Raw genomic sequence first — 26,574 nt, forward strand, 5'->3', positions numbered from 1 at the left:
ACAGTTGGCGACAAAAAAAGACCAGCAAGGAATATCCCCAGCTGGATCCACAAATAGATATTTTTTACGTTTTAGCAGTTAGATCTGTTATCGATGCCAACAGACGGAACAAAAAATCCCGTTTATTGGTACAGTGCAGTTTTTTTCTTACCTGCCCATTCTTTGGTTCCATTCTTCTCGCAGCACACCGTATTTTACTGAGTCATAATAGTGGCCTTCCCAATAACGAACTCTACGGATTTGTGCTTCTTTCGTCATGCCCAGTTTTTCCCCAACCTTCATCATCCGGTGATTGCCTGACCAAGTCGTATATCCGATCCGTTGGATGAGTGGTTCTTGTTCAAATAAGAATGTGATCCACAAACGCATCGCATGACTACCGACCCCATGATTCCATATAGTGGCATCATAGATTGCTACACCAAATTCAAGCCATTGATGCAGATTGCCATCTTCCCAATATGCAGTGGCGATTCCTACAAGCCTTCCTTGATAATAAATAGCCTTCCGTAATGGATTATTTAAACAATTTTTGCCAAATCCATTTTTGAATTCTTCCCAGGTTAGGATAGGGTCCTGAAAATAAGGTCCATCCCACTTTTTCCACTCTAAGTCAGCTTTAGGACCATAACTGATCGACCAAAGAGCAGAAAGGTTTTCTTCGGTGATTGATTTCAATTGTATATGATTTTTCATCTTTCTCCTTTTCAAACATCAAACTGCTGAAAAATAAAACTGAAGCTACTTGTTTTTACCAAACAAACGTTGAAAAAAGCCATTTTTTTCGGACGCTGTTTCTTTGACTACCACTGTACCATCGGTGTCCTTCCACTTTCTCTGAAACGTAAGATTATCTTGTAAAAGTAATCCATTTAACTCGAGGATACCTTTTAACCCAGCAATCGTTCGGCGCAACTCACCGTCTTGTTGACCATAGAAATCCTTCTTCCCAGCATCTTCAAGTTCTTCTAGTTGCCGGATTAACTCTCGAAGTGTTTGAGCCTGATCTCCCAGAATAGCCGACATCTCTTCCACTTGACGTTCTTCTATCGTTGGTGCCGTTTCGTAAATAGTCACTAAAGATAAACTATCGACATAATCCTTTAAGTCAAAAAGAAACGTTTGGCTTGCTTCATCTTCAACCATTGATGTTTTCATTAAATAGTTTTGTAACGCTTCCATTTGTTTTTGCTGAACGAGTAAATCTAACACTAAGGCCTCTGTGTCCATCGGTACCACCTCCTACTCTATTGTTGCGTTTTTCTTTTGCTTCGTCAAGAAAAGCTTCGAGAATAATGTTGAAAAACAGACGGGCTGAATAGTAATTGTTTTCTCTACTGTATATTACATATCACATACCACTTCTTTTATAGTCAAATTTACTAGTTTCTGCACCACCCTACAGTTAACTCAATTCATTGTATCTCTCAACTACAAAAAATATCCCCTCGGCAGCTAAGATACCGAGGGGATTGGTGCATTCATTGCTTAGCCGTTATAAGCATCCACAATGATTTGTTTCAATTCAGAAATCAATGGTTCTTTAGGGTTCGCAGTTGTACATTGGTCTTCGTAAGCCAATTCAGCCATACGATCTACAGTTGCATCCAATACTTCTTGAGTCACGCCTTGTGCTTTCAAGTTCATATCGATACCAACGGATTTACCTAATTCGTAAACCGCAGTTGCTAATGCTTCAACTAGTTCCGCAGTTGTTTCTCCTTTAAGACCTAAGAATTTCGCAATGTCTGCGTAATCTGTGTCAGCACGGAAGAAATCATATTTAGGGAACATCGCATGTTTTTGAGGATCTTTGGCATTGTAACGGATAATATGCGGTAAAAGAATCGCATTGGTACGTCCGTGAGGAATACCATATTCTCCCCCAATTTTGTGAGCAACTGAGTGACAAATACCTAGGAATGCATTGGCGAAGGCCATACCTGCCATTGTTGATGCGTTATGCATTTTTTCGCGAGATTCCATATCCGGTGTTTTCACTGATTTTTCTAAGTAGTCAAAGACTAACTTGATTGCTTGTAAGCTCAACCCACGAGTGTAATCAGATGCCATTACCGACACATAAGATTCAATCGCATGGGTCAATACATCCATACCTGTATCTGCTGTTACAGAAGCAGGAACTGACATGACGAATTGAGGGTCAACGATCGCTACATCTGGTGTTAATGCGTAGTCTGCTAATGGGTATTTCACATGCGTATCGCTATCTGTGATAACCGCAAATGGGGTTACTTCAGAACCTGTACCGGAAGTTGTTGGGATACATACAAATTGAGTTTTTTCTGGTTTGTCGATCTTGTATGTCCGTTTACGGATATCCAAGAATTTTTGTTTTGCGCCAAAGAAAGATGTATCTGGGTGTTCATAGAACATCCACATGCCTTTCGCAGCATCCATTGCTGATCCACCACCAAGAGCGATTACTGTATCTGGTTTGAAATCAACCATCATCTTCGTTCCAGCATAAACGGTATTTGTTGATGGGTTTGGTTCTACATCTGAGAAGACTTCGATCTTCACATCGTTTTTGCGGCGAGCAAGAACTTCGCGAACGGTATCGCAGTAGCCGAATTGAACCATTCCTGGGTCACAAACGATCATGACACGTTCAACATTTTCCATTTTCTCTAAGTATAATAGAGAGTTCTTTTCAAAGAAGATTTTTGGCGGTAATTTAAACCATTGCATATTATTTCTCCGTTTCGCTACAGTTTTAACGTTGATCAAGTTCACAGCAGAAACATTACGAGAAACAGAGTTCTTTCCGTATGAACCACAACCAAGTGTCAATGAAGGGATCATTTCATTGTAGATATTACCGATACCACCTTCAGCAGATGGAGTATTCACCAAGATACGGCAAGCTTTCATGCGTAAGCCAAATGCCAATTGCAAATCTTCATTTTCTGTGTGGATAACCGCTGTATGTCCTAATCCACCTAAATCAAGCATAGCTTCACATTTTTGGAAAGCATCTTCTGTGTTGTTTGCTTTGATCATTGCTAGAACTGGAGAAAGTTTTTCGCGAGATAATGGGTAATCTGCACCCACGCCATCTAGTTCTGCAATCAATAGTTTCGTACCTTCAGGCACCTTGATGCCTGCTAATTTTGCGATCTCCATTGCTGAATGTCCAACAATTGCTGGATTTACAGCATATTTGCCTTCATTCATCACTGCATCTTCAAGTTTTTGCAATTCTTTTGGTTTTACCACGTATACTTGATGAGCTTCAAACTCTGCTTTAACAGCTGCATAGACTTCTTTATCAACGATCACTGCTTGTTCAGAAGCACAGATCATTCCGTTATCAAATGTTTTAGAAACGATCAAATCGTTGACCGCGCGTTTGATTTTTGCTGTTTTTTCGATGTAAGAAGGGACGTTACCTGGACCTACACCTAGGGCTGGTTTTCCTGTTGAGTATGCAGCTTTGACCATGCCTGCACCACCAGTTGCCAATACGATGGCGATTCCTGGGTGATTCATCAATAAGCCTGTTGCTTCGATTGATGGATGTTCGATCCATTGCACACAGTTTTCTGGTGCACCGGCTGCGATTGCTGCATCACGAACGATCCGCGCTGCTTCTGCTGAACATTTTTGAGCAGATGGATGGAAAGCAAACACGATTGGGTTCCGAGTCTTCAATGCGATCATTGCTTTAAAGATCGTTGTTGACGTTGGGTTCGTTGTTGGAGTTACCCCACAGACAACCCCGACTGGTTCAGCAATTTCGATCAACCCTTTTTGTTTGTCTTCATTGATCACGCCAACTGTTTTGTCATGTTTGATGCTATTCCAAATATATTCTGAAGCATACATATTTTTGATTGCTTTATCTTCATAGATTCCGCGACCCGTTTCTTCAACTGCCATTTTTGCAAGCGGCATATGTTTGTCTAAGGCTGCCATAGCCATTTCGTGTACGATATGGTCTACTTTCTCTTGATCAAAGTTTTCCATTTCTTTTAAGGCCACGTTTGCTTTTTTTGCAAGATCATCGATCATTGCTTGTACATCGATCGTCACTTCTTTTTCCAATGTCTTAGCCATTGTAATCCTCCTAGTTCGTTAACAATTTATTTGTTAATTACTTCACATATACATCATACAATAACTCTTTTCGTTTGTAAACAATTTCTGTGATTTTTTTCACAGTTTTTTAAAAATAAGTTAAATCAAGCGTTTTCAACATATCGAGTTATTTTAATCTGATGTTTAAGTGACTCGAGTATCCATGTGCTTTATTGAACAATCGTTGCTTTTATCAAGCTTTTTCCAAGAAAAAGAACCGATATATTTGATTGATTCTCAAATATATCGGTTCTTAGTATGATGGATACTGATTTTGGTTTTGCATTTACATAGATGAACAATAACACTCTATTGTCCAATTTTGAAGGAGCGTGTTTCTTCAGAGGTGATTTTTTTCAAAAATTCACTCAATAGAATGATTGTTTGCAAATAATCTTCTTTGTGGATGATTAATCTTGAGGAATGCATATACCTTGTCGGAATCGATACTGTCATTGCAACAACTCCTGTCATTGCTTTATGGATGTTGCAAGCATCTGTCCCTCCAACAGTCATGAAGTCATGCCGATAAGGTAGTTTTTGTCTTACTGCAATCTCTTCCATTTTTGCAAGCAGTTCACTATTACCGATCGTTAGCGAATCCAAAACAGAGAGTACAGGACCTTTTCCCAGTTGCAATCCCCCTTGATCAAAGGGAGTGTCTACAGCGGTAGTGACATCTAACGCAATCGCCAAATCGGGCTTAATGCTGTGGGCAGCTGTACGGGCACCTCGTATACCGACTTCTTCTTGAGTCGTTGCCGCAAAGTAGACATCAACAGCTAGCTCTTCTTTGGCTAAAGCGTTCATGACCTCAATACAGACACCCACACAAACTCGATCATCCCACGCTTTCCCTAGCAAGTAATTCGGATCATTCATTTCACGAAAGACCGTCTTAGGTGTAACCATGTCGCCTACCATTATTCCTAACTGGCGAATATATTCAGCTGACGGAACCCCCATATCTAAATAAAATTCATTAGCTGGGATCACTTTATTCTTTTCTTCTGGCGGCATCCCGTGGGGCGCGCGACTTCCAATGACCCCTGTGTATTTCTTGCCTTCCATCGTTGTGACACGCATTTCCTGTGCGGGCATGACGTGTCCCCACCAGCCGCCTACCGGTAAGAGTTTCAAATAACCTTCCTTGGTGATTTTTCGAACTACGAAACCGACTTCGTCCATGTGGGCTGACAACATCACTTTGGGCGCATTCGCTTTAGAACTCTTTTTTACTAAGATCAATGAACCAAGGTTGTCATAAAAACAGAAATCAACTGCTCCTTCTGCATATTTCTTCACGATTCTGGATATTTCTTTTTCCCGGCCGCCGATACCATCGGCTTCACTTAATTCTTTTAGGATTTCTAAGTCTACAGCTCTCATAGGGATCGTCTCCTAGCGGTTTTCTTCTTTGAATGAAACAATCGCTGCTTCGTCTAAGTCTTTCAGAAAAAGATAGATGGCTTGACCGACTGTTTCATAATCTTCTTGCGAAACAACTTGAGCTGCTGTGTTCATATTTCTTACAGGCATGTTCATAAATAAGACTGGACATCCCGTCCGTAATTTGTTGAACCAAGCACCGTCTGAGTCTTCTAATGAGAAATAATATTGATATGGCAATGCTGCCTCTTCACAGATTTTTCTCAATTCTTCCATCGGCAACCGATTTGGCAAAACGGAAGGATCATAATATGTCAATAGAACTCCTTTTGAGAGTTCTCCTTGTACATCGCCAGCATCTTCCTGATAATCCCAGGCTCGATTTGTATCTAGGATGATCGTTAGGTCTGGTGCAACCAGATTCGCTGCTGTTTGAGCACCTCTGGCACCGACTTGCTCCTGAACCGTACATCCAACATATAGATCAAAAGGGAAGCTGAGTTGATTTTCATAAATTTGACGTAACAAATCAATCGTTTGATTGACAGAAATCCGTCCATTCCAATTTGGAGCGATCCATTCTTTTCCATTTTTGCTGACAGTAAATTTGGGCGCAAATGTCACCATATCTCCCAAAGAAACTTCTTCTGACAATGCTTCCTCTTTTGAAGAAAAACCAAAATCTAATAAAACGTCCTCTTTTCCCTGAACCTGGTTTGCTTTGTTTCGTCCTAAAATGACGCCTGGGAAGGCTTTCCCTTGTCGATTGTACAGGTGGACTTCCTGTCCCAATAAGCTATTCGGCTCGATTTTCCCCATTATCAGTCCGCGAATCAAGCCGGTTTCTTCGATTTTTTTGACAATAAACCCAAGTTCATCCATATGGGCAGTCACTAAAACAGTGGTTGGATTCTCCTTTTCAGATTTGATGACCCCATAGATCGAACCTAGATTGTCATAGATGATTTCATCGCAGTAAGGTGCATAATACTCTTTCAATAATTTAGAGATTGTTTTTTCTCTTCCGGAAATTCCGGGAGTTTTGACCACTTTTTCGAGCTGATCCATTTGTCCCATCTGCTTTACCACTCCTTAGTAACAATGTTCCTTCACGTAATCCGTTGTATCTTTTTTCTCTGCTTTCAACTGACAAAGAGTCAACATTTCGTTCATTGCTTCTGTTAATCCAGTACCACCCTTTTTTGGCATTTTTACAATATCTACTTGATCTTTAAATCTTGTGATTGCCTCTTGGCATTCAATGGACATCGCCGCAACAGCAGGGATCTGAACCTTCTCTTCGACAACTTTCGCAACTTCAGCAGCCATTTCCCCGTATGTTTCATAATTAAAACATGGACCGCAAAGCAACACATCTGCGCCTAATTTCTGTACCATTGCGGCAATCTTTAAAGAAGATTCCTTCGCATGCTTTCGGTAATAGTCATCACCACAATAAATCGTGGCAAGAACCTCCATATTCTTTTCCTTTAATAACTTTTCGAACATTTTGACAGAACCAATCGCTGTCTTTTGCCCCCCTAATGGCTGATCCCCATGTTCTTTCCCACCAAGTCCGGCTTGAATTTGATCCAGCAAAAAGATTATTTTCATTGTGATCCCCCTTCTATAACAAGTGATCGATGGAAATATCATCAAACGACAATTCCAGTTCTTCACTTTTGGCTTGTTCTGCTTCCCGTTCATCCTTCAGGTATTGCTTGTCTAATGCCATAATGAATGGATAGTAGATCAAACAACCAATGGCTAATAGAATCAATTGCCAGACAGAGGCAACCAGACTTCCTGTACTCAAATACCCTGAGAAGCCGATCGGGGTCGTCCATGGCAATGAAACGCCGGTTGTATAAGGAATGATTCCTAGGTTGGTTACCAATGTTGATAAAAGCAGATTAACCATTGGAACAGCGATAAAAGGAATAATAATGATTGGATTCAATACGACTGGCAAACCAAAGATGATTGGCTCATTGATCCCGAAAATTCCAGGAACGAGCGAAAGTTTCCCTAGTTCTTTGATCCGTTTTGATTTACAGAAGAGGACCATGATGATTACAAGGGAAAGTGTAGAACCACCGCCGCCAAAGTTGGTAAAGAAGTTCGAAAATGGATCCGTGAAGATGTTTGGCAAATCTTTACCAGCTTGAAAGGCATCTAGGTTTTCCATGGTTAGAATTCTTAAGATCGGCGCAAATACAGAATTGGCTACCGCCGGACCATTAATCCCAAAGAACCAAAAAATCGTACAGGCTAAACTATAGAAAATCTGTGCGGTTAATGTATTACCGGCTCCTTTTAATGGCATTTGCAAGACATTAAAGATAAAATCATGGACGGTACCAAAAGGGGTCATACCAAATAATATATTGATGACAAAAAATAAGAGCATGACTAGTGCACTTGGAATCAGCGCAGCAAAGGATTTCGTTACAGCAGGTGGAACCCCATCAGGCATCTTGATGGTCCAGCCTCGTTTTGTTGTATAAGCATAAATTTCTACAGAAATAAGTGCGACGAGCAAACCGACAAAAATCCCATTTGTTCCTAAGTGATCAAAAGAAAGCCCGCTAATTGGATCTGCCACTCCTTCAACGATCAGCTTATTTGGTGTTAAAATCAAAAACGCAATCACGGCTACCGCTGCCGCTTGGATGGGATCGGTTTTCTTTTCCCGTCCATAAGCATACGCCGTTCCTAGACATGAAAAGAAGCCAACTGTATTAAAGACAGAACCAGAAACCCGAGTGACCCACGACTCCCAACCTGTACCAAACATTCCTGCCCAAAACTCTGACCACCCTGGTATTGGAAAATTTGCGAACAGTAAGAAAATCGATCCTACAATCACTAATGGTGTCGTGATCAAAAAGCCATCACGCACTGCGATCAAAATTTTGTTCTGCCCTAACTTTACCGCAAGCGGCATCAACACATTTTCTAATTTATCGAACATTCCACTCTTCCTTTCGAGATCTTGCTCTTTGCAATCCTCTTTTTTTGAAATCATACCGGTGCTTTGATGCGTGCTTCATATGCATCAAGCCACTCTTGCGTGATCGGTGTGATCACCGTGGTTTGATCTGGACCAGGATTGGCCATATAAATAGCCGCTTCTTGGTCAGCTGTCGCAACGCTAAATGTGAATTCTACATTTGTTGCCACCCCCCATGCCCCATTTTTATCCAATGCTATCAACGAAAAGGCACCTGCTTTGCCATAACGTTTGCGTAATCGTTCTTCAAACCCATAAACAGCCCGGTCACAAGCGGCTTGTGGTGAAAGACCTTCTCCCATCAAGCGGACGATTTCATAAGAAAGACAGCCTTTCATCAAATCTTCACCCAAACCTGTAGCGGCAGCTCCGCCAATCGTACTGTCTACATAAAATCCTGAGCCGGATAATGGCGAATCTCCCACTCGACCCTGTTTTTTCATGAACAAACCAGAGCTAGAGGTTCCGACTGCCATTTGCTGTTGCGTATCGAGAGCAACAACGCCAACCGTGTCATGGCCATCGTAAGGATCGAGGTTGGAAGCAGCGATTTCTGCTAATCGTTTTTCCCAGATTTTTTTTGCCCGATCGGTCAACATATTCTTACGTTCAAATCCAGCCAACATCGCGTATTCGGTGGCTCCTTGCCCTACTCGAAAGCTATTGAATTTCTCATCACTCAATTGGCGTGCAACTGAGATGGGATTGGCAACATCGGTAATCCCTGCAACGGCACCAATCTTAAATGTTTCACCATCCATAAAAGCGGCATCCATTTCGACGATTCCGCGTTCATTTGGCAATCCGCCATAACCAACTGATTTATAAAATGGATAATCTTCCACTGCTTTGATGGCAGTTTCTACTGCATCTTTGCATGACGCTTGTCCTTCTAAAAGTTCTTTGGCTGCCAGTACACCATCGTGTGCCATTCGCCAAGTTGCAATCATTCCCCACATATCTTTCCCTCCATCATTTGTAGCGCTTACAAGTATATTCTATATGGTATATACTAGTATGTCTATACTAAAAAACGAGTTTCTTTCAACTCTCATTGATTTATAAGAAACTCGTTTCGGATTTTTTTTATTGTTGAGGATTCATCCAGGGCATTCTTATTCTGTTAATGCTTTGATGCTGCGCATGTAGATCTCTAAATTCATCCGTAAGTCAGCACTGTCCATGTACTCATTCTTATTGTGTGCAATCCCTTTTTGACCAGGAAAAGACGGACCAAATGCCAAGATATTCGGCATTTTGCGTGCATAGGTTGCCCCTGTTGTGGTTACTGGTTTAGGGTCATTGCCTGTGACTGTGTGATAAATCGTCGACAGTTTAGCTATTTCGGTTGATTCTTTGTCTCGGCAAAACCCGGGAATACTGCGAATGACTTCTAATTCGACACCGATAGGCAGTTGCCTTTTCAAACGGGACAATACGTCTGTTTCTGTAACAGTCACTGGGTAGCGAAAGGCAACTTCCATCACTAATCCTGTGAGAGACTTTTGTATCACGACAGGCGTCAAAATCAATTTACCAGAATCTTCATCAGCCAGCGCCAAGTCAATCCCTTCTCCAAAATGCTGCTGATGAAAGCTTTGACAGATCCAACGAAAATAAGATTGTATGGTTGGAGGAATAGTTTGTTTCTCAGCCAGTTGGGCTGCCAGGATCGAAATTGCATTTTCTCCCAATTCAGGAGCATTGCTTGGAGAACGTTTCCCTGTGACTTCAAACTTCTGATCGGCAATGCTTACACTCAAGTCGTCAGGAACATGGTCTCGGAATTGATCCCCCTGAAACGAAGTGAGTTGCTGTAGTTCATCGTCTGGCAGCGGAAAATGGAGCGCTACATTGACGACCCCTCGTTCGCCATAGACTACCGGATACTTACAATCTGGCGTAAATCCGAACACAGGTGGTTGTTCTGCGGCCAAATAATGAGGAACATCCGACATACCACTTTCTTCATCCGTACCGAAAATGATCCGCAGATTTTTTTTCGGTTGGTGTCCTAATTCTTTCAATAATTTCATCCCATAAAGGCAACTAATGATTGGTCCTTTGTTGTCTAGAATTCCCCGACCATAAAGGCGGCCGTCTTTTTCGCTTAAATCAAACGGCGGAAAATCCCAGTCTGAACCCGCAGGCACCACATCGAGATGTCCCAGGATACCGATGTAGTCTGACCCTTCTGGTCCCCACTGTGCATAGCCGATCGCATCATCGATCACCTTTGTTCCAAATCCAAAAGCGGCACTTTTTTCCATTACCAAAGACAAAACTCGCCGAGTTTCCGTACCATAGGGCGCCTGTGGCATAGGTTCAGATTTGACACTAGGAACTTGCATGACTTGTTTGAGTAAGTTTAGAAAATCCAGCCAGTTTTCCTCAATGGCTGTGCTGATTTGGTCCATTTTTGCCACCCCTTATTTTTGACGTACCAATGTATTTTTAAAGGTATATTTATCTGCACGATAAAAAGATGTATCGAACAAGATCGGTTTCGCAGAAGGGGAATAAGTCATCGAATGGACGAGAAGCATTGGTTCCTCTTCGGATACATGCAATAGCTTGGCAATGTCTGGCGGACTTTTGACCGCTTCCACTTCTTGATGGGAATAACCAATCTCAATGTTGGCTTCGATCACTTCATATAAAGAAGACTCTAACTGATCTTTGGTGATTTCGCCGGACTCTTTTTCTAAATAACGCTTCAATACATAGAGGTTCTCCACCGTCATCGGTTCATCATCAAAATAACGCAAACGAGTCAGATACACCATTGGTTCTTTCCCATAGTTGCCGAACATCTGTCGGATCTTAGTCGGTAATTCTTTCACTGTCTCTACTTGTAATACTTCGGTTCGGGTCTTTTTCCCTTGGGCTTTGGCCGTTTCGGTGAAGCTTTGCAATCCGCCAGATCCACTCTGGATCTTTGGCTGCTTCATCACATACGTTCCTTTGCCTTTTTCTTTGACTAGGATATTTTGGGTGATCAGAAGATCGATGGCTTTGCGGACAGTTAGCCGACTGCATTGAAATTCTTCCGCTAAATCATAATCAGAAGGCAGCTTCTGACTCGTTACATAAGTGCCATCATTGACACGTTGGGCGATTTTATCTGCTACTTCCTGAAAAACGGCTTGTTTTTTCACTTGATTCCCTACTTTCTACTCTACCATTCATAAAATGGACGATTCGCACTCACACCAGAAGCCACACTAACAAAGGCCTGGTTGTCGACGGATTGAATCATTCCTTCAACTGTCTTTAATTCTTTTTGGGAGATGACTAAAAGCAACAATTTCTTCTGTTGATGATCAAAGCCCCCCTCAACATCATTGATCACTGTGATCCCTCGCTGAAGTGCACATTGTAATGTTGCAATGACACCTTCTGCTTTTTCGGTTACTACTAGTAATTGCACACGCCTTTGCTTGAGATTCACGTAGTCTACCATTCGACCACTGATAAAGAAAGAGATTGCACTATAAAAAGCGTACGGCCAGCCAAAAATCATTCCAGCAACGAGTTGGAGACTGACATTGAAAAAGATAAAGAAACTGCCAATACTTTTGCCGGTCATTCTCTTCACTAAGATCCCTAAAATATCTAATCCTCCTGTGGAAAAATCATCGTTTAAAGTCAGACCAACGGAAAACCCATGGAGCACACCGCCAAAAACAGCGCAGATGACTGGATCTGTAGTCAATGTGACAACTGGGACCACCTTCATCATAACAGATGAGAGGAAGACAGTACAAACCGTCATAAGCGCGAAATCACGATCGATTTTGCACCATGCAATCGCTAACAATGGCGCGTTAAAAAATAAGACCAACACAGGGATTGACCACTCGTTACCAAAGTATACTTCCAAGAGCTGCGACAATAATTGTGAAAGTCCAGTAATTCCACTGGCAAATATATTTCCTGGCAGCCAGAACATATTCAATGCGATGGATGATAACAGTGCATAAATGAGTGCAACAGCTAATCGTTTTATTCTTTTTGGCATAAGCATCTCCTTCCGCTTCGATTATAGTATATATCATTAAGTATATACTGTCATCAAAAAACTTATTTTCTTTAAAGAAACCGCCTTTGCTGATCCATAGTCTTTCTCAGGATCGAGGGGTAAAATTTATCCTGACATGCGGGCTAGAAAAAGAGAGTAAAATACTTGAAAACTGACTAATTTTGACTAAAATAATAATTGGAAAGAAAAATAAAGAAAGGATTGATTATTATGTCACATGAGATTGAACCTCGTCGCTCAGATGCCTATAGTATGACACCTTTTAATTTCTTCGAAGATTTTGGTCGCAGTTTTTTTGATGGTTTTAAAGCGAACATGATCAAAACAGATATTCACGAAAATGATTCGGAATATCTCGTTGAAGCAGAGCTGCCTGGTATTCCTAAAGAAAATATTCAAGTCACTTATGAGAATGGTATTTTGACGATTGCTGGTCAACATCAATCGGATACTACGACTGAAGATAAAAAAGGAAAACTAGTACGCAGCGAGCGTAGTTTAACAAGTGTTCGTCGCCAATATTTGCTAGAAAATGTCAAAGAAGACGACATCAAAGCTTCTTATTCTGAAGGTATTCTTAAATTGACTTTGCCAAAAGATGATCACGGCAAAGAACCTAAGAAAACCATTCCGATCGAGTAGCAGCATCACTTTTACCAAACAAACAGCCCCCTTAACAGAAATGCTTGTTAAGGGGGCTATTAATGTAGAAAAAGACCTGTTCTCCATGCTTTGCTTGCTGATTTTTTTGCTCTTGCTAAAGAACAAGCGAAAATCTGGACAAACGCCACTCTATAAAAAAAGAGGCTGGGACAGAGGTGCTAAACTCCTAGAAATAAGAAGGAATACGCGGAAATTGCTTCTCAAATTTTGGGGTATTTCGACTTGTTTCCGAAGGAGTTGCTTCTGCTCCCACCATCTAGACGTGTTTAGAGCGTGGGACAAAAGTTTTTTTTACTTTTGTCCCACGCTCTAGTCCTAGCTGTCTTTGTCAGACGGATCAAAAAAAATTATTCTTTTGTATCGTCTGCTTTTGTTTCATCAACAACATCAGCTGGTTCGATTTCAGTTGCAACAGATGCACCAGTACCAGGTGTCACGGTACGAATCGCTGCCCGATCGAACTCTAAGAAAATACCTTCACAGTCGATGACAACTGTACTCTTGTCTGTATTTACTTCAGAAAGAACGCCATGAAGTCCGCCAATTGTTACTACGCGATCTCCAGCCTTCATATTTTCCAATAAGTTTTTTCGTTCTTGCTGTTGTTTCTTTTGTGAACGGCTCATGAAGAACCACATTGCCACCAAAGCAACAAGCATAAAGAGCATTGGTAAAGATTGTGCCATTTTTTTCACCTCGATTTTTTTACTTTTCTATAGATACTTTATCAGAATCTGACGTGTATTCCTACCGTTTTACCAGAATAAATTAGAAATTTTTGGCATTTTCTTTATTGAAGCCATATTCTTCGAAGAAATGTTGCCGGAATTCCAGCAAGTTGTCATCCATGATCGCTTGACGGACTTGTTTCATCAAATTCAACAAGAAATAAACATTGTGATAAGAAGTTAATCGGATCCCGAATGTTTCATCACATTTGATCAAATGACGAATATACGCCCGTGAGTAATTCTTACAAGTATAACAATCACAGTTTTCATCAATTGGTCGGAAATCTCGGGCAAACTGGGCATTCTTCACGACTAAACGACCTTTAGACGTCATACATGTTCCGTTACGGGCGATTCGAGTCGGTAATACGCAGTCAAACATATCGACCCCGCGAATAACGCCGTCGATCAGAGAATCTGCGGCTCCTACCCCCATCAGATAGCGAGGTTTGTGGTCAGGGATCCATGGTGTGGTAAATTCCAAGACGCGATTCATTTCAGCTTTTGGCTCGCCTACTGACAAACCGCCAATCGAATAACCAGGAAAGTCCATGCTGATCAAATCTTGCGCACTTTGTTTCCGTAAATCTTCAAAACCGGCCCCTTGAATGATCCCGAATAGGCCTTGAGAATCTGGATTGGCATGAGCTTTCAATCCGCGTTCTGCCCAGCGAGAAGTCCGCTCTACTGATTTTTTGACATACTCATAGCTTTCATCGAATGGCGGACATTCATCAAAACTCATCATGATATCCGAACCTAGTTTGTTTTGGATATCGATAGCTTTTTCTGGTGAAAGGAACATTTTTGAACCGTTTAGATGGTTCTTGAAATGGACACCTTCTTCAACAATATTTCGCATATCTGCTAGTGAGAAAACTTGGAAGCCACCAGAATCGGTTAGAATCGGCTGATCCCAATTCATAAACTTATGCAGCCCACCTGCTTCGGCCACTAGATCTTCTCCTGGTCGCAGCCATAAGTGATATGTATTACTTAAAATGACACCAGCGCCCATGGCTTTCAGTTCTTCCGGTGCAAGGGTCTTAACAGTAGCTAAAGTTCCTACAGGCATAAACATTGGCGTTGGAAAAGTGCCATGCGGTGTGATCAATTCACCTAAACGGGCACCTGTATGTTTCTCTTTCTTGATCAGACGATAACGAATGGCAGGTTGCGACATTCATTTCCCTACTTTCTTTATAGACTCGATTAACTGTGCAACGCTATTAATGATAAGGGTTGCGTTAGGAATTTGCAAGAAGGTTTCAGCTTCTCTTCCTCTTTTTCAAAAAAACTTTCCTTTCTTTGCTTTATTTTTTGTACAATCCATGCTCATTTGCTATCATGTTAAACAGATAGAAAGGAGGTTTTTTTATGAAAACTAGAGGACAACTAAAAAGTGAAGCCAAATCCGTTCTGAATGGACGCTGGAAAGATAGCGTATTGATGTGCTTGGTCCCTACGTTGATCTCTATTGCTTTTGCTGTTGTGATCGTAGTGATTGTTGTGTTGCCTTTGATGGCATTAAGTCAAAATGGTGCCTTTGATAGTCAATCCATCAATGAAGCGTCGAACTCAACTGGCGGTAGTGGCGGTGGCTTGATCAGCGGATTATTCTCAGCATTGTTTGGTGCCGGGATTTCTTGGACATTCCTTGATTTGTTACGCGGCAATAAACAAGAGATTCGTCCATTTTCTGATGTCTTTCGTGGATTTAGCGGTGTATTCGCACTTGGTATCATTGTCATCTATATTTTATCAACGATTTTCGTTAGTTTATGGGCATTATTATTTGTGATTCCAGGAATCATCAAATCCTATTCCTACTCACAAGCATACTTCATCTACTATGATACCTATGAGCAAACAGGTACACGGCCAGATTTTCTTGCTTGCATCACGGCTAGCCGCCGATTGATGAAAGGGTATAAAGGAAAACTGTTCTTACTTGATTTGAGTTTTATTGGCTGGCACATTCTAGCCATTATCACAGCTGGTATCGGGTATCTTTGGTTGACACCTTATATCAGTGCTACCAAAGCAGCCTTTTATGAAAACTTGCCAAAACAGACATTAGCTTAAAAAAAGGACCTTACTTTGACATATCAAAGTAAGGTCCTTTTTGATTGAATGAAAAATTGTTCTCAACGTAATGTTTCTTCCGTTAATTGACACGTTTTGCTTCCACAGCATCTTTGACTGAATTCGCAACGATTTTGGCTACTCCTTCTTGGAAAGCATCCGGAATAATGTTTGTTGGTGACAGCTCCTCGTCTGGAATCAAGCTAGCAATTCCTTTTGCTGCGGCAATCTGCATCTCAACCGTGATTTTGCGGGCTTGAGCATCTAAAGCTCCACGGAAAATACCAGGAAAAGCCAACACATTGTTGATTTGATTAGGAAAATCACTGCGTCCAGTACCAATGATATAGGCACCTCCTGCTAAGGCTTCGTCTGGGAAGATTTCCGGTACTGGATTAGCCATAGCAAAAATCACAGGCTTATCTCCCATCTCAGCGATCCATTCCTTCTTCAGTGCTCCTGGAGCAGAAACACCAATGAAGATATCAGCACCTTTCAACGCTGTCTGCAAATCACCAGAAAGATGGTCACGGTTTGTCACTTTAGCAATCTCTGCGTGATGAGGTGGTAACTGATCATTTTCTTCATTCAAGATCCCCACCTTGTCTACGACAATGACATTTTTTGCACCAGCTGCCAAAAACTTACGAGTAATAGAAAGTCCAGCAGAACCACCGCCATTGACAACGATTTTGGCTTCTGCTAGTGATTTGCCAATCAATTTCAGGCTGTTGAAAGCAGCCGCTAAGACAACTATTGCCGTCCCATGCTGGTCATCGTGGAAAATCGGGATCGCACACTCTTCGATCAGCCGCTGTTCGATTTCGAAGCAACGCGGCGCACTGATATCTTCTAAGTTGATTCCACCAAAGGTCGGTGCAATTGCTTTGACGATCGCAATAATCTCTTCTGTCTCTTGAGTATCTAAAACGATAGGAATAGCATCTACATCTGCAAATCGCTTGAACAAAGCGGCTTTCCCTTCCATGACCGGCATTGCTGCTTCTGCTCCAATATTACCAAGACCTAACACAGCAGAACCATCGCTTACAACAGCGACTGTGTTTTTCTTTGTTGTCAATGAATAGGCCAGCTGTTTATCTTCTGCAATCGCGGAAGATACGGCAGCGACACCCGGAGTGTAGGCAATGCTTAAGTCTCTTCGATTTTCAATCGCCGCTTTTGATACTACTTCCAATTTACCGCCATGTTCTTTGGCTTGTCGCAAAGCGATTTCTTTTACATCTTCTGACATGATTCGTTCCTCCAATAGTTGATCGTTTTTTCTATTTTTTATTAAAAAATCATTCGCAAGATTGCGGTCATGGCAATCACTGTGATGGCGCCGCCTAAACGGGTAGCTACTTGGGCAAAAGGCATCAAGTTCATACGGTCAGCGGTACTTAAGATCGCTACGTCTCCTGTGCCTCCCATACCGCTTTGACAAGCAGAAATAATTGCGGCTTCGATGGGATACATGTTCATGAAACGTGATACGACGAACCCGGTGGCAATTACCGTGAACACTACACTGATGACGACTAAGAAATAAGAGACACTCAGTGTTCCCACAACGTCTTTCAATGGAATATACAACAATCCTAAACCAGCCATCAATGGGAAAGTAAAGTTGCCGGAAATAAATTTATACAATTGTTTGGAGCCATGTTGTGTTTCTGCCGGTACCACATTCAAGTATTTCAAAAAAGCGGCTAAGACAATCATCAATACAGGACCAGGAAACCCAGTCAAATGCTGCAGTAAACTACCAGCAATGAACAGTGTACAAGCGGTCAGCACACCAGCGCCCATTTTCTTGATATCAAAAGCGCCGGAATCATCTTTTAACGCATCTGCCATGTCATCATCATTTTTCATTTTGACCAATTGTCCACCCCCAGAAAGATCTGGTCGTTTTTCTCCCCAGCGAGAGAGCAATGCGGTACACATGATCGCGAAGAAATTACCAATGATCGTTGCTGGAATCAGTTGTGCGACCAGCTGTTCACTCCCCATACCAGTAATGGCACTGTAGCCTAGTGATAAAGGCAAGATTCCTTCACCGATCCCGCCAGCTAACACTGGAGTAACGATGAAAAACAACGTATGTTGCCATTCTAAACCTAATAATACACCAACTAGCGTACCAACACCCATGGCGCAGATCATCCCAATCATCATGGGAATAATCATCCGCATCAAACCTTGGACTAAGATTTTGCGATTCATCCCTAAAATACTGCCGCAAACTAAACAAGCAATATAAAAATATAAGAAGTTGGCTTGCTTCATCAAAATATCGGCAGACTCAAGAATATTCGGATTGACTAAGTTGAAGAAAACCAAAATAGATGGAACCAATAAAGATAAAATTGCCGGACCACCGAAATTCTTGATAAAAGGAATAGTGGCACCAATCGTTCCTAATAACCACCCTAAAGTCAAAATGACCGCAAAACCACCTAGCATATTTACGGGTAATTGTTGTAACAGACCCGTGACTACGATGACTGTTGATAAAACAATGTATACTGGCAGCGGAACTGATCCAATTTTGATTTTCATCCACCGATCAATTAGCTTCTCTTCTTTTGCTTTAGATTCAACCTGTTCTCTCGCCACATGGGGTTCGATATGCTTTTCCATTTTGCTTTCCTCCTAAATTGATCTACTAGTTCTACGAGTACCTCGTTACACACAGATTAAAGCAAGCGTTTTCTTTTTCGTAGTTTATTTAATTATTTTAAGTATTTAAATTAATTAAAGCGTCTTTAGGGATTCCGCCGCTATGTTATAATTTACGAATAAAGGGGGAAATGTAGTGAAAAAAGGGTTACGGTTATGGGGGGTATTGACTTTAGTCTTTACAATCGTCTTACTCATTGTCACTTCCATTCTTTATGGTTTAGTCCTTATTCAAAATTCCACATTTATTCGCTCCAACGAAGAACACCTGCTCTTGTCCGTCGGTAAACAGCTGGCGATCGATCCACAAGTGACTACCGCTTTGGAAGAAGGACGTTCCAACGATCAATTGGAAGCTTACACAAATGAAGTGACACACATACACGGGTTGGATTTCGTGGTAGTTATGGATATGCAAGCCATTCGTTTGACTCATCCAGATGAGACCCAAATCGGCAAACACTTCGAAGGCGGTGATGAAGTCACTGCATTGGAAGGAAAAGAACATGTTTCTGTCAGTGAAGGAACATTGGGTCGCTCGTTGCGGGGATTCGTTCCCGTCTATTCCCTCACTGAATCGCAAAAACAAATCGGTGTAGTAGCTTTAGGGATCCGTATGCAGTCCTTGAGTGCTTTAGTAAAGAGTTCTCGGGAAGGGTATCTACTTGCCTTAGCATTAAGTATCACAATCGCCGCCTTTGCAGCAACTGGACTTGCCTATTATTTGAAACGGCAACTTCATAATTTAGAACCAAAAGAAATCTCACGTCTCTTTGAAGAACGCAATGCCATGTTGGAAGAAACTAAAGATGCGGTCATTGTATTGGATTTGAACCAACAAATCAATTTGGCAAATATCGCCGCCAACGAGCTTTACCAAAAGAACAGTGGACACAATGACTCCTTGGTCGGCAAACATTTGCAGGATTTGATCTTGCAGACCGATGCTGTAGACTTGGAGCGAAATGTTGAACAGCTCTATCGGCAAAATGGACAGGATTTTCTTTTTTCCTCTGCACCGATCAATGTGGATCAGAAACGGATCGGTTGGATCGTGTTTTTGCGCAATGCGACAGAATCGTTATTCGTCATGGATCAGTTAGCCAATACTACTGCTTACGCCAGTGCGCTGCAGTCTCAGTCCCATGAGTTTATGAATAAACTGCATGTGATCTATGGGCTCGCTGATTTAAAAGCCTATGATGAATTGAAAATTTATCTGGATGATATTTTGACTCCAGAAAAAGAGTTCTCTCATCGCTTGTCTTTTTTAGTTCAGAATCCGCAAGTTGCTGGATTTTTGATTGGCGAACGTCAAAAGTTCTTTGAGCGTAAAATCCACTTGATGATCGAGATTTCACCAGAAATTCCCGCCAATTCGCAAGAAGTTGAAACAAAATCGTTGATCGATCTTTACCGGTATATTCATCATGTTTTGTTGCAACTAAACACCATAGAAGATTTGCGGATCGAGATCCATCATGAAACAGGCCTGCTGACAACGACCTATACCATTCAGCTGACCACAACGGATCAGCAGCAATTGCAGGATAGTTTTCACAGCAACTATTTCCAACAAATGTTAAAAGATTACCAGGCAGAGTTTTTGATAGAAGAACAACCTAACTTTGTCGTTCTCCAATTACAAACGCATTATCATGGGGTGATAAAATGAAACCATTACATGGATTAATTGTCGAAGATGACCCAATGGTGGAATTTATCCATCGGAATTATTTAGAAAAAATCGGCAGATTTCAAGAAATCTATTCGGCAGATGCTGTGACAGATGCTGAATACTTACTACAAAACAAACAAGTTGATTTAGTGCTGCTAGATGTCCATTTGAAAAATGGCAACGGCTTAGACTTGCTCAAAGAGATCCGGAACTCTCAGCAAGCCATCGAAGTGATCTTGATCACAGCAGCCAATGAGACACAAACTATTCAGCATGGACTACATTTAGGTGTTCTGGACTATCTCGTCAAGCCCTTTACCTATGAACGTTTCCGGCAAAGCATCGAACTATTTCTAAAACGGCAAGAAGCTTTGGAACAAGACAGTCTTGCCCAAGAAACCATTGATCAAATAATGGTTGCAAAGAAGAGTCCCGAGTCATCCCTTACAGAACTGGATAAAGGACTCTCTCCTGATACCATGGATCGCATCAAAGCGGCTATCCAAACATTTCCAGACACTTTCACGATCCCAGACTTGGTAGAGATCAGCGGATTTTCTCATGTCTCAGTCCGTAAATACATGCTTTACTTAGAAAAAAATAACTATGTTACCAGTCAGATTATCTATACCAAAATCGGACGCCCTTATAAAGTTTACCAACGATCCTAACAATTAGTGGACTCTCTCTAGGAACGTCAACGAGTGATTGCTGATTTGCTGATTATTGAATAAACGATGTTTTAGTAAGTCAGCTTTTTAGATTTTAAATTGTGAATTGATCGTTGTACTTTGTATACCCTACCTATTTGCAAACGCTTCCTAAATATGCTATAGTATAGGTGTAAGGAAGGTAGCAACTCTGTTGGTGGTCTTGTAAATATCGCAAACTCAATCTACTAAAAGTTGTTGAACGTACAAGTTTCACCTAGTATCAAGCGTGTAAAGTAACAGAAAAGCGTAACACAAAATCGAGAATCTTTTCGAAAAAAGGATACGTCTATTACGTTGTATCAGTACACACGAAACATGTGTAAGTTTGTAAAAGAAAACAAATTTTGAGAAACAATTGCTTTGCATGAACCAACCATCAGCGACCACCACTTATACCTTCCCTTAGTTATAAGCTGGACGACAAAAAAGCAGTTCAAAAAGTTGAGAAGTATCCCAACTTAACGAGCCGCTCTTGTCGTTCAGTTTTTTATTTTAAGAACATGGCATCGCCAAAACTAAAGAAGCGATAACGTTCATCGATGGCATGCTGATAAGCTTCTAATGTTAGATCGCGTCCGGCAAAGGCACTGACCAACATTACCAATGTCGATTTCGGTAAATGGAAATTCGTTGAGAAGGCTTGGACAACTTTGAACTGATAGCCGGGGGTAATGAAAATACTCGTCCAGCCGCTGTCGGCTTTGATATCGCCATCAAATTTGGTACCAATCGTCTCTAATGTACGGATCGAAGTCGTTCCGACCGCAACGATTTTCCCACCATTTGCCCGCACATCGTTTAATTGAGCCGCCGCTTCTTCCGTCAATCGATAAAATTCACTGTGCATTTCGTGATCCGCAATATTATCGACGCTAACTGGGCGGAAAGTTCCTAGACCCACGTGTAAGGTCAAATAAACTAATTTGACCCCTTTATCAGCGATTTTCTTCAATAATTCTGGCGTAAAGTGCAAACCGGCCGTTGGTGCCGCTGCAGATCCATTCTCTTTAGCATAAACGGTTTGGTAACGATCTGGATCTTCCAATCGTTCCTTGATGTATGGCGGCAATGGCATTTCACCCAAAGATTCTAAAATCTCTAAGAAAATCCCATCATAGCTGAATCGAATAATTCGGCCACCATGTTCGAGTTCTTTTTCAACGACCGCTTCTAAGCGACCGTCGCCAAAGGTGATCTTCGTACCGACTTTTGCTCGCTTGGCAGGTTTGATTAATGTTTCCCAACTGTCCCCTTCGATATTGTTTAACAATAAAATCTCTAGATGAGCGCCGGTCTCGATTTTCTCGCCATAGATACGAGCGGGCAAAACGCGAGTATCATTCATCACAAGGGCATCGCCAGGAGCTAATTCATCAATAATGTCATAAAAATGTTTGTCTTCCATTGCACCGCTTTCTCGGTCCACGACCAATAGGCGGGAACTGGAGCGATCGCTAAGCGGCGTTTGAGCGATCAATTCTTCCGGTAACTCAAAGTCAAAATCTTCTGTTGTAAGCATGTCGTCACTCTCTTTCTTTCATATGCCCGTCTATTCTATCATGTTTAGAGATTACTCGCCAATTAGGAAACTAGGCATAGCTTTAAATAAAAAGAGCGCTAGAGAGACTAGAACCTTTTCACGGTGCTCCTAATCTATTAGAGAATTTTAACCGATAACACGGAATCTTCTGCCTTTTTTATCTGCTTTATCGTTTTGTGAATAAAACAAAATTTTTTCACGTGGGATTTTTTCTTGCTGAGCACATTTTTTCAATGTGTCATAAACATAACTGCTGTTGTTTTTATAAAAAACCATGACTTTTTTCGAGTCAATTTCTTTGCGATAGTCTTCATATTTCTTTCTTAATCGTTCAACTTCTGTAACAATCTATGAATCTTTATTCCAATCGGGAATTGCAGTAAGCAAGCAAATTCGTTTCCAGTATTCTTTTTCCATTATTCAAACTAACCACGAAAGACATTTAGGTTGAACTGCTAACCTATGCTTTACGAATCACTTCGTCTCTATCGATTCACTTCTATCGAAAATTCATAAAGCCATCCTTTCATTCCTTTCTTAATCGCTCCAAGGAGAACTATATTCAAAAAATGCTACTTGTTCCATTACTTGTCCTATTCAACACTGGGATAATTAAGAATAATACGATAATTATCAATAACCGCTTTGATGTTTTGGCCGTCAGCAAAAGATACTTCAAATAGTGGACTATCTTTTTTTATTGAGGAAATTTCAATGTTTAGATACTTAAAATATGCCCCTAAAATTTTCTCAGGATCTATCTCTTGAAATGATTGCTCTGGGTAATATTTAAATTGGACGATTTTATTAGTCGATTCCTCAATCAGGGCTTCCCCATAACCTTCGATCGAAGAATAATTGATTTGCCAATAAACAGTTTCCGAATCAATCTTTAGATTCTGGGATAACGTAACCAAGTATTCTGAAGAGATTCCCATTTCTTTTAGCAGCTTCTCTATTTCCACCGCATATGTATTGACATACTGGCTTCCTTCTCCCGTATTATTATATTGCGTTACTTTCCCGGCGTTCGTGAGCACTTCTTCTAATGTACTTTTATTTGAAGGCAGCTCCAAGGATTCTTCAAATACGACTGGCTTTGACAATGAATCTGTAAACAGCATATTTGGTAAAAATAGTAGAAATACGTTGAAACCGACCCATAGGAGGATCAGACTTATCTTTATTCTTTTCCTCATCTTCAGTCCTCATCTAAAGGAAAGTCGATCGTAATAAACGTTCCTTCACCTTTCTCACTAGTGATCGTCACTTGCCCTTCATGAAGTGAGATAATATTCTTCACTAATGAAAGCCCTAAGCCTAAATGCCCAGAATTTCTAGTGACATCCCCCGTAAAAAATTCATCAGTGACTTGATCAATAATCTCTTCGGGAATTCCCTGACCAGTATCTTTCAGTATAAAATAATATCGTCCTTCATTACTGTAGCCAGTGATGCACATCTCTTTCCTATCCTTCATCGCATCTAATGCGTTAGAAAATATATTTGCAATGACTAATTTAAATAGGTTAAAGTCCATTCGTATGGTGGCCTTTTGAAGAGTCATCTGCAAAAGGATCCGCTCATCTAATCCAGAGACAAATTGAGTAATATAAGAGTCAATCTGGTCTGTCGATATTGCTTCGAGATTCATTTCATTTTTCTTCGAGTACAATAAACGCAAAACATCTTCTGATAGGCTTTTCAAGCGGAAACTTTCTTCTAAAATATAATCGACAAATTCCGAAGAAGGTTCCTTTAGATCCTCCCACTGCAACATTTGCGCATAGCCGATGATCGACGTTAGCGGGGTAGAAATTTCATGGGATAAACTTGAGACAAATAATTCTTGCTTTTCTTTTTCCTGACTGATTTGTTCTATGTCTTGATTTAATTTATTGGCCATGTCGTTTAGGCTGTTGGCAAGCTTTTCAACTTCATCTCCACGTTTTTCAACAACGAAAGGCTTTGTTGTTTGCCCTTTTGCAATCTCTGTTGCGCGATCAATCAATTTTTGAATCGGTTTAGTGATGAGGGTTGATAAAAACCACGACATTGGAATCAAAACGATCTGCAAAAGAAATAAAATCATTCGAAAATAATGACTTGCTTTCTTCAGAATACTTTGATAAGTGATTAGATTCTGCTTAGACACCAAATAATAGTCTGTCGTTCCAATTGTCGAGCTTGTAAATAAAAACTTCTCTTGTTTGATTGTGATGATTGGGCTAATGTTGATTGTGTTCTTCTTAATTGAATCGTAATCAACAACCTCTGTTATGCTTGGAAAGTCAGTTGTACTGGCATACACACTCTTTCCTTCTTTATCCAAAATTTCAAAATCATTCTTTACCGTGCTCTTGACTATATCACTTAGATTCCGTAACTGCTCTTTCGTAGGTTCTTGATCTTCAATTTTGGCTGCAAATAGTATCGCAGCACTTTTTTGGGTAGCTAGTGCTTGATCATATTCCTGATTGATTGCATGTTGAGCGATGATCCGCAAACTGATGGTGCTGATCCCTAAATACAAAAGTAAAAAAAAGAATAGCAGCCAATAGAATGCTTTTGTCGCATATTTCATCTTATTCCTCCAATAAGTACCCTACACCATAAATCGTTCGCAGCTCGTTTTCCAAATGCAGTTTCTTTCTGATCCGCTGAATGTGTAAATCAAGAGTTCTGCTATCTGGCTCACTTGGCGATTCCCAAATTCGTTGATAAATCGTTTCTCGCTCTAAAATAATTCCGCGATTTTGAACGAGATAAATGAACAATTGATATTCTTTAGGCGTCAATGCAATCAACTCATTGTTAAAAAATACACTTCTCTTCTCGTCTTCAATACGGATGTTGTGCCAATTTATCTCAGAAACAGAACTCTTTTTCCTTCTGCGAAGTACTGTTTCAACTCGAGCAAATAATTCTTCTAGTTCAAAAGGTTTCGTAATGTAATCTTCTGCACCTAACTTTAATCCTCGCACTTTATCATGCAAGGTATTCTTGGCAGTTAAAAAGATAACTGGGATATCAAATTCGACAAAATAGTCTATTAATTCATCCCCACTTATTTCTGGTAACATGATATCTAAAAGAATCAGATCCACCTCATGATTTTCAATGTAATCTGCGGCACTTTTGCCATCAAAAATCGGGATCGTTCGATAGCCTTTTTTTGCGAGGCTTTTTACTAGCAGGTTATTTATGGCTTGATTGTCTTCTACTATGAGTACATCCATTTGATTTCACACTTTCTTCCCAATTTTTGTAAAGAAGCTGTTTTATAAGCTGATAGCCGATCATGATACCGCACAAAAAAAGATAGAGCAAAAGTAAAAGTACGATCGATCGATTGTCAATATCTTCAAAATCAGCGAAAATTTTTTGAAGCGCTTGATTGTGACGCACAAAAATATCTGTACTATTAAGACGGGTAAATCGCCCAATATAAATCCCAATAGAATCCATAAATAAAAGACACGCAATCAAAAGCGCTGGGTAGACACCAATGGTTAATTTCTCTACTAATATTCTTGCAATCTTGTCAATGCTCCAGCAGCCCAAAATTGTTGAAGGCATCACTGCCAACAAAATCAGAAAAAGTTTGATCCAATTCATTAAATCCTTACTTATCAACAATGTTACTTCATCATAAGGTGTCAATAAAGAAAGATGAAATAGATCTGTCATGAGATAAAAATTATTTGGTAAAAAAACAAGCCAGAGACACACAACTACCACTATAATGTACTTTTTTTTACAATACATTGCAAGAAAGGTTAATTCTATTGGAATATATGCCAAAATAGTATTAGTAAAGAAAAGAAAATAGACACTTGATTGATAAAATGAAAGATATAAGATTCCCAGTAAAATCAAATAATATAACCGAATCCCATTCATTGTTTTATTTAGTAAATACATGGTTCCTCCT

Annotated in this window: 24 protein-coding genes; 4 read left to right on the plus strand and 20 right to left on the minus strand. The window is 40.6% G+C overall.

Going from position 1 to position 26,574, the window contains the following annotated elements; all coding sequences use genetic code 11:
* Positions 1 to 147 precede the first annotated feature (147 nt).
* From IGJ45_RS13840 to IGJ45_RS13890, 11 genes are all read right to left on the minus strand, one after another.
* On the minus strand, positions 148 to 696 hold the full coding sequence (locus IGJ45_RS13840; RefSeq protein ID WP_003128287.1) for a GNAT family N-acetyltransferase: 549 nt from the start codon (positions 694 to 696) through the stop codon (positions 148 to 150).
* 45 nt (positions 697 to 741) lie between these two features.
* Complete coding sequence (locus IGJ45_RS13845; protein ID WP_005470222.1) at positions 742 to 1,230, minus strand: hypothetical protein; 489 nt, start codon at positions 1,228 to 1,230, stop codon at positions 742 to 744.
* 258 nt (positions 1,231 to 1,488) lie between these two features.
* A complete protein-coding gene (adhE, locus tag IGJ45_RS13850; protein WP_005470221.1) occupies positions 1,489 to 4,080 on the minus strand; it encodes a bifunctional acetaldehyde-CoA/alcohol dehydrogenase in 2,592 nt (863 codons plus the stop codon).
* 330 nt (positions 4,081 to 4,410) lie between these two features.
* Positions 4,411 to 5,490 (minus strand): M42 family metallopeptidase, encoded by a 1,080-nt coding sequence (locus IGJ45_RS13855; RefSeq protein WP_003128283.1) that lies wholly within the window; start codon positions 5,488 to 5,490, stop codon positions 4,411 to 4,413.
* Between the two features lie 12 nt (positions 5,491 to 5,502).
* Positions 5,503 to 6,567, minus strand: a complete 1,065-nt coding sequence (locus IGJ45_RS13860) for a M42 family metallopeptidase (protein WP_005470220.1) — start codon at positions 6,565 to 6,567, stop codon at positions 5,503 to 5,505.
* Between the two features lie 15 nt (positions 6,568 to 6,582).
* The gene (locus IGJ45_RS13865; RefSeq protein WP_003128281.1) at positions 6,583 to 7,104 is read right to left on the minus strand and encodes a GrdB-related putative oxidoreductase; all 522 of its coding nucleotides are present in this window, start codon (positions 7,102 to 7,104) and stop codon (positions 6,583 to 6,585) included.
* Positions 7,105 to 7,117: 13 nt separating this feature from the next.
* Complete coding sequence (locus tag IGJ45_RS13870; protein WP_005470219.1) at positions 7,118 to 8,464, minus strand: PTS sugar transporter subunit IIC; 1,347 nt, start codon at positions 8,462 to 8,464, stop codon at positions 7,118 to 7,120.
* 50 nt (positions 8,465 to 8,514) lie between these two features.
* A complete protein-coding gene (locus IGJ45_RS13875; protein WP_003128278.1) occupies positions 8,515 to 9,462 on the minus strand; it encodes a N(4)-(beta-N-acetylglucosaminyl)-L-asparaginase in 948 nt (315 codons plus the stop codon).
* A gap of 156 nt (positions 9,463 to 9,618) precedes the next feature.
* Positions 9,619 to 10,920, minus strand: coding sequence for a Sapep family Mn(2+)-dependent dipeptidase (locus IGJ45_RS13880; RefSeq protein ID WP_005470217.1), 1,302 nt, complete (start codon positions 10,918 to 10,920; stop codon positions 9,619 to 9,621).
* Positions 10,921 to 10,932: 12 nt separating this feature from the next.
* A complete protein-coding gene (locus IGJ45_RS13885; protein ID WP_003128274.1) occupies positions 10,933 to 11,661 on the minus strand; it encodes a GntR family transcriptional regulator, LSA1692 subfamily in 729 nt (242 codons plus the stop codon).
* A gap of 20 nt (positions 11,662 to 11,681) precedes the next feature.
* Positions 11,682 to 12,524 (minus strand): YitT family protein, encoded by an 843-nt coding sequence (locus IGJ45_RS13890; protein WP_005470216.1) that lies wholly within the window; start codon positions 12,522 to 12,524, stop codon positions 11,682 to 11,684.
* 231 nt (positions 12,525 to 12,755) lie between these two features.
* Here IGJ45_RS13890 and IGJ45_RS13895 point away from each other — a divergent pair, with 231 nt between their 5' ends.
* Positions 12,756 to 13,187, plus strand: coding sequence for an Hsp20/alpha crystallin family protein (locus IGJ45_RS13895; protein ID WP_003128269.1), 432 nt, complete (start codon positions 12,756 to 12,758; stop codon positions 13,185 to 13,187).
* Positions 13,188 to 13,555: 368 nt separating this feature from the next.
* Here the strand turns inward: IGJ45_RS13895 and yajC are convergent, their stop codons facing one another.
* Positions 13,556 to 13,894 carry a preprotein translocase subunit YajC gene (yajC, locus tag IGJ45_RS13900; protein ID WP_005470213.1) on the minus strand — a complete coding sequence of 113 codons (339 nt, stop codon included), beginning with the start codon at positions 13,892 to 13,894 and terminating at the stop codon, positions 13,556 to 13,558.
* Positions 13,895 to 13,976: 82 nt separating this feature from the next.
* The gene (tgt, locus tag IGJ45_RS13905; RefSeq protein WP_005470211.1) at positions 13,977 to 15,122 is read right to left on the minus strand and encodes a tRNA guanosine(34) transglycosylase Tgt; all 1,146 of its coding nucleotides are present in this window, start codon (positions 15,120 to 15,122) and stop codon (positions 13,977 to 13,979) included.
* Between the two features lie 194 nt (positions 15,123 to 15,316).
* Between tgt and IGJ45_RS13910 the strand changes: the two genes are divergently transcribed.
* Positions 15,317 to 16,024, plus strand: coding sequence for a DUF975 family protein (locus IGJ45_RS13910; RefSeq protein WP_003128265.1), 708 nt, complete (start codon positions 15,317 to 15,319; stop codon positions 16,022 to 16,024).
* An 82-nt stretch (positions 16,025 to 16,106) separates the two neighbouring features.
* Here the strand turns inward: IGJ45_RS13910 and IGJ45_RS13915 are convergent, their stop codons facing one another.
* Positions 16,107 to 17,282 (minus strand): NAD(P)-dependent malic enzyme, encoded by a 1,176-nt coding sequence (locus IGJ45_RS13915; RefSeq protein ID WP_029486340.1) that lies wholly within the window; start codon positions 17,280 to 17,282, stop codon positions 16,107 to 16,109.
* A 38-nt stretch (positions 17,283 to 17,320) separates the two neighbouring features.
* Complete coding sequence (locus tag IGJ45_RS13920) at positions 17,321 to 18,589, minus strand: 2-hydroxycarboxylate transporter family protein (protein ID WP_225585976.1); 1,269 nt, start codon at positions 18,587 to 18,589, stop codon at positions 17,321 to 17,323.
* Positions 18,590 to 18,845: 256 nt separating this feature from the next.
* On the opposite strand from IGJ45_RS13920, the gene IGJ45_RS13925 reads away from it, so the two are divergent.
* Positions 18,846 to 20,384 (plus strand): Spo0B domain-containing protein, encoded by a 1,539-nt coding sequence (locus tag IGJ45_RS13925; protein ID WP_003128260.1) that lies wholly within the window; start codon positions 18,846 to 18,848, stop codon positions 20,382 to 20,384.
* Positions 20,381 to 21,058 (plus strand): response regulator, encoded by a 678-nt coding sequence (locus IGJ45_RS13930; RefSeq protein WP_005470204.1) that lies wholly within the window; start codon positions 20,381 to 20,383, stop codon positions 21,056 to 21,058. Before IGJ45_RS13925 ends, IGJ45_RS13930 begins: the two co-directional genes overlap by 4 nt.
* A 529-nt stretch (positions 21,059 to 21,587) precedes the next feature.
* Here IGJ45_RS13930 and queA read toward each other — a convergent pair.
* From queA to IGJ45_RS13955, 5 genes are all read right to left on the minus strand, one after another.
* A complete protein-coding gene (queA, locus tag IGJ45_RS13935; protein ID WP_005470202.1) occupies positions 21,588 to 22,619 on the minus strand; it encodes a tRNA preQ1(34) S-adenosylmethionine ribosyltransferase-isomerase QueA in 1,032 nt (343 codons plus the stop codon).
* A 614-nt stretch (positions 22,620 to 23,233) separates the two neighbouring features.
* The gene (locus IGJ45_RS13940; RefSeq protein ID WP_003128253.1) at positions 23,234 to 23,839 is read right to left on the minus strand and encodes a hypothetical protein; all 606 of its coding nucleotides are present in this window, start codon (positions 23,837 to 23,839) and stop codon (positions 23,234 to 23,236) included.
* A 2-nt stretch (positions 23,840 to 23,841) separates the two neighbouring features.
* Positions 23,842 to 25,224 (minus strand): HAMP domain-containing sensor histidine kinase, encoded by a 1,383-nt coding sequence (locus tag IGJ45_RS13945; RefSeq protein ID WP_003128252.1) that lies wholly within the window; start codon positions 25,222 to 25,224, stop codon positions 23,842 to 23,844.
* 1 nt (position 25,225) lies between these two features.
* Positions 25,226 to 25,879 carry a response regulator transcription factor gene (locus tag IGJ45_RS13950; RefSeq protein ID WP_003128251.1) on the minus strand — a complete coding sequence of 218 codons (654 nt, stop codon included), beginning with the start codon at positions 25,877 to 25,879 and terminating at the stop codon, positions 25,226 to 25,228.
* Positions 25,839 to 26,564, minus strand: a complete 726-nt coding sequence (locus IGJ45_RS13955) for a DUF1361 domain-containing protein (RefSeq protein WP_117474742.1) — start codon at positions 26,562 to 26,564, stop codon at positions 25,839 to 25,841. The genes IGJ45_RS13950 and IGJ45_RS13955 overlap by 41 nt, the downstream gene beginning before the upstream one ends.
* Positions 26,565 to 26,574: the final 10 nt, after the last annotated feature.

Source organism: Enterococcus sp. DIV0574 (assembly GCF_051711125.1).
Taxonomy (GTDB): Bacteria; Bacillota; Bacilli; order Lactobacillales; family Enterococcaceae; genus Enterococcus_D; species Enterococcus_D gallinarum.

What these genes read in the sequence shown, in the direction of transcription:
- IGJ45_RS13880 (WP_005470217.1), bottom strand. Translation starts at nt 10,920, where the DNA reads ATGGACCAAATCAGCACAGCCATTGAGGAAAACTGGCTGGATTTTCTA.
- IGJ45_RS13840 (WP_003128287.1), bottom strand. Translation starts at nt 696, where the DNA reads ATGAAAAATCATATACAATTGAAATCAATCACCGAAGAAAACCTTTCT.
- IGJ45_RS13855 (WP_003128283.1), bottom strand. Translation starts at nt 5,490, where the DNA reads ATGAGAGCTGTAGACTTAGAAATCCTAAAAGAATTAAGTGAAGCCGAT.
- IGJ45_RS13920 (WP_225585976.1), bottom strand. Translation starts at nt 18,589, where the DNA reads ATGAAAATCAAAATTGGATCAGTTCCGCTGCCAGTATACATTGTTTTA.
- queA (WP_005470202.1), bottom strand. Translation starts at nt 22,619, where the DNA reads ATGCTTACAACAGAAGATTTTGACTTTGAGTTACCGGAAGAATTGATC.
- tgt (WP_005470211.1), bottom strand. Translation starts at nt 15,122, where the DNA reads ATGTCGCAACCTGCCATTCGTTATCGTCTGATCAAGAAAGAGAAACAT.
- IGJ45_RS13955 (WP_117474742.1), bottom strand. Translation starts at nt 26,564, where the DNA reads ATGTATTTACTAAATAAAACAATGAATGGGATTCGGTTATATTATTTG.
- IGJ45_RS13865 (WP_003128281.1), bottom strand. Translation starts at nt 7,104, where the DNA reads ATGAAAATAATCTTTTTGCTGGATCAAATTCAAGCCGGACTTGGTGGG.
- IGJ45_RS13910 (WP_003128265.1), top strand. Translation starts at nt 15,317, where the DNA reads ATGAAAACTAGAGGACAACTAAAAAGTGAAGCCAAATCCGTTCTGAAT.
- IGJ45_RS13930 (WP_005470204.1), top strand. Translation starts at nt 20,381, where the DNA reads ATGAAACCATTACATGGATTAATTGTCGAAGATGACCCAATGGTGGAA.
- IGJ45_RS13895 (WP_003128269.1), top strand. Translation starts at nt 12,756, where the DNA reads ATGTCACATGAGATTGAACCTCGTCGCTCAGATGCCTATAGTATGACA.
- adhE (WP_005470221.1), bottom strand. Translation starts at nt 4,080, where the DNA reads ATGGCTAAGACATTGGAAAAAGAAGTGACGATCGATGTACAAGCAATG.
- IGJ45_RS13875 (WP_003128278.1), bottom strand. Translation starts at nt 9,462, where the DNA reads ATGTGGGGAATGATTGCAACTTGGCGAATGGCACACGATGGTGTACTG.
- IGJ45_RS13870 (WP_005470219.1), bottom strand. Translation starts at nt 8,464, where the DNA reads ATGTTCGATAAATTAGAAAATGTGTTGATGCCGCTTGCGGTAAAGTTA.
- yajC (WP_005470213.1), bottom strand. Translation starts at nt 13,894, where the DNA reads ATGGCACAATCTTTACCAATGCTCTTTATGCTTGTTGCTTTGGTGGCA.
- IGJ45_RS13945 (WP_003128252.1), bottom strand. Translation starts at nt 25,224, where the DNA reads ATGAAATATGCGACAAAAGCATTCTATTGGCTGCTATTCTTTTTTTTA.
- IGJ45_RS13845 (WP_005470222.1), bottom strand. Translation starts at nt 1,230, where the DNA reads ATGGACACAGAGGCCTTAGTGTTAGATTTACTCGTTCAGCAAAAACAA.
- IGJ45_RS13860 (WP_005470220.1), bottom strand. Translation starts at nt 6,567, where the DNA reads ATGGGACAAATGGATCAGCTCGAAAAAGTGGTCAAAACTCCCGGAATT.
- IGJ45_RS13890 (WP_005470216.1), bottom strand. Translation starts at nt 12,524, where the DNA reads ATGCCAAAAAGAATAAAACGATTAGCTGTTGCACTCATTTATGCACTG.
- IGJ45_RS13950 (WP_003128251.1), bottom strand. Translation starts at nt 25,879, where the DNA reads ATGGATGTACTCATAGTAGAAGACAATCAAGCCATAAATAACCTGCTA.
- IGJ45_RS13940 (WP_003128253.1), bottom strand. Translation starts at nt 23,839, where the DNA reads ATGAGGAAAAGAATAAAGATAAGTCTGATCCTCCTATGGGTCGGTTTC.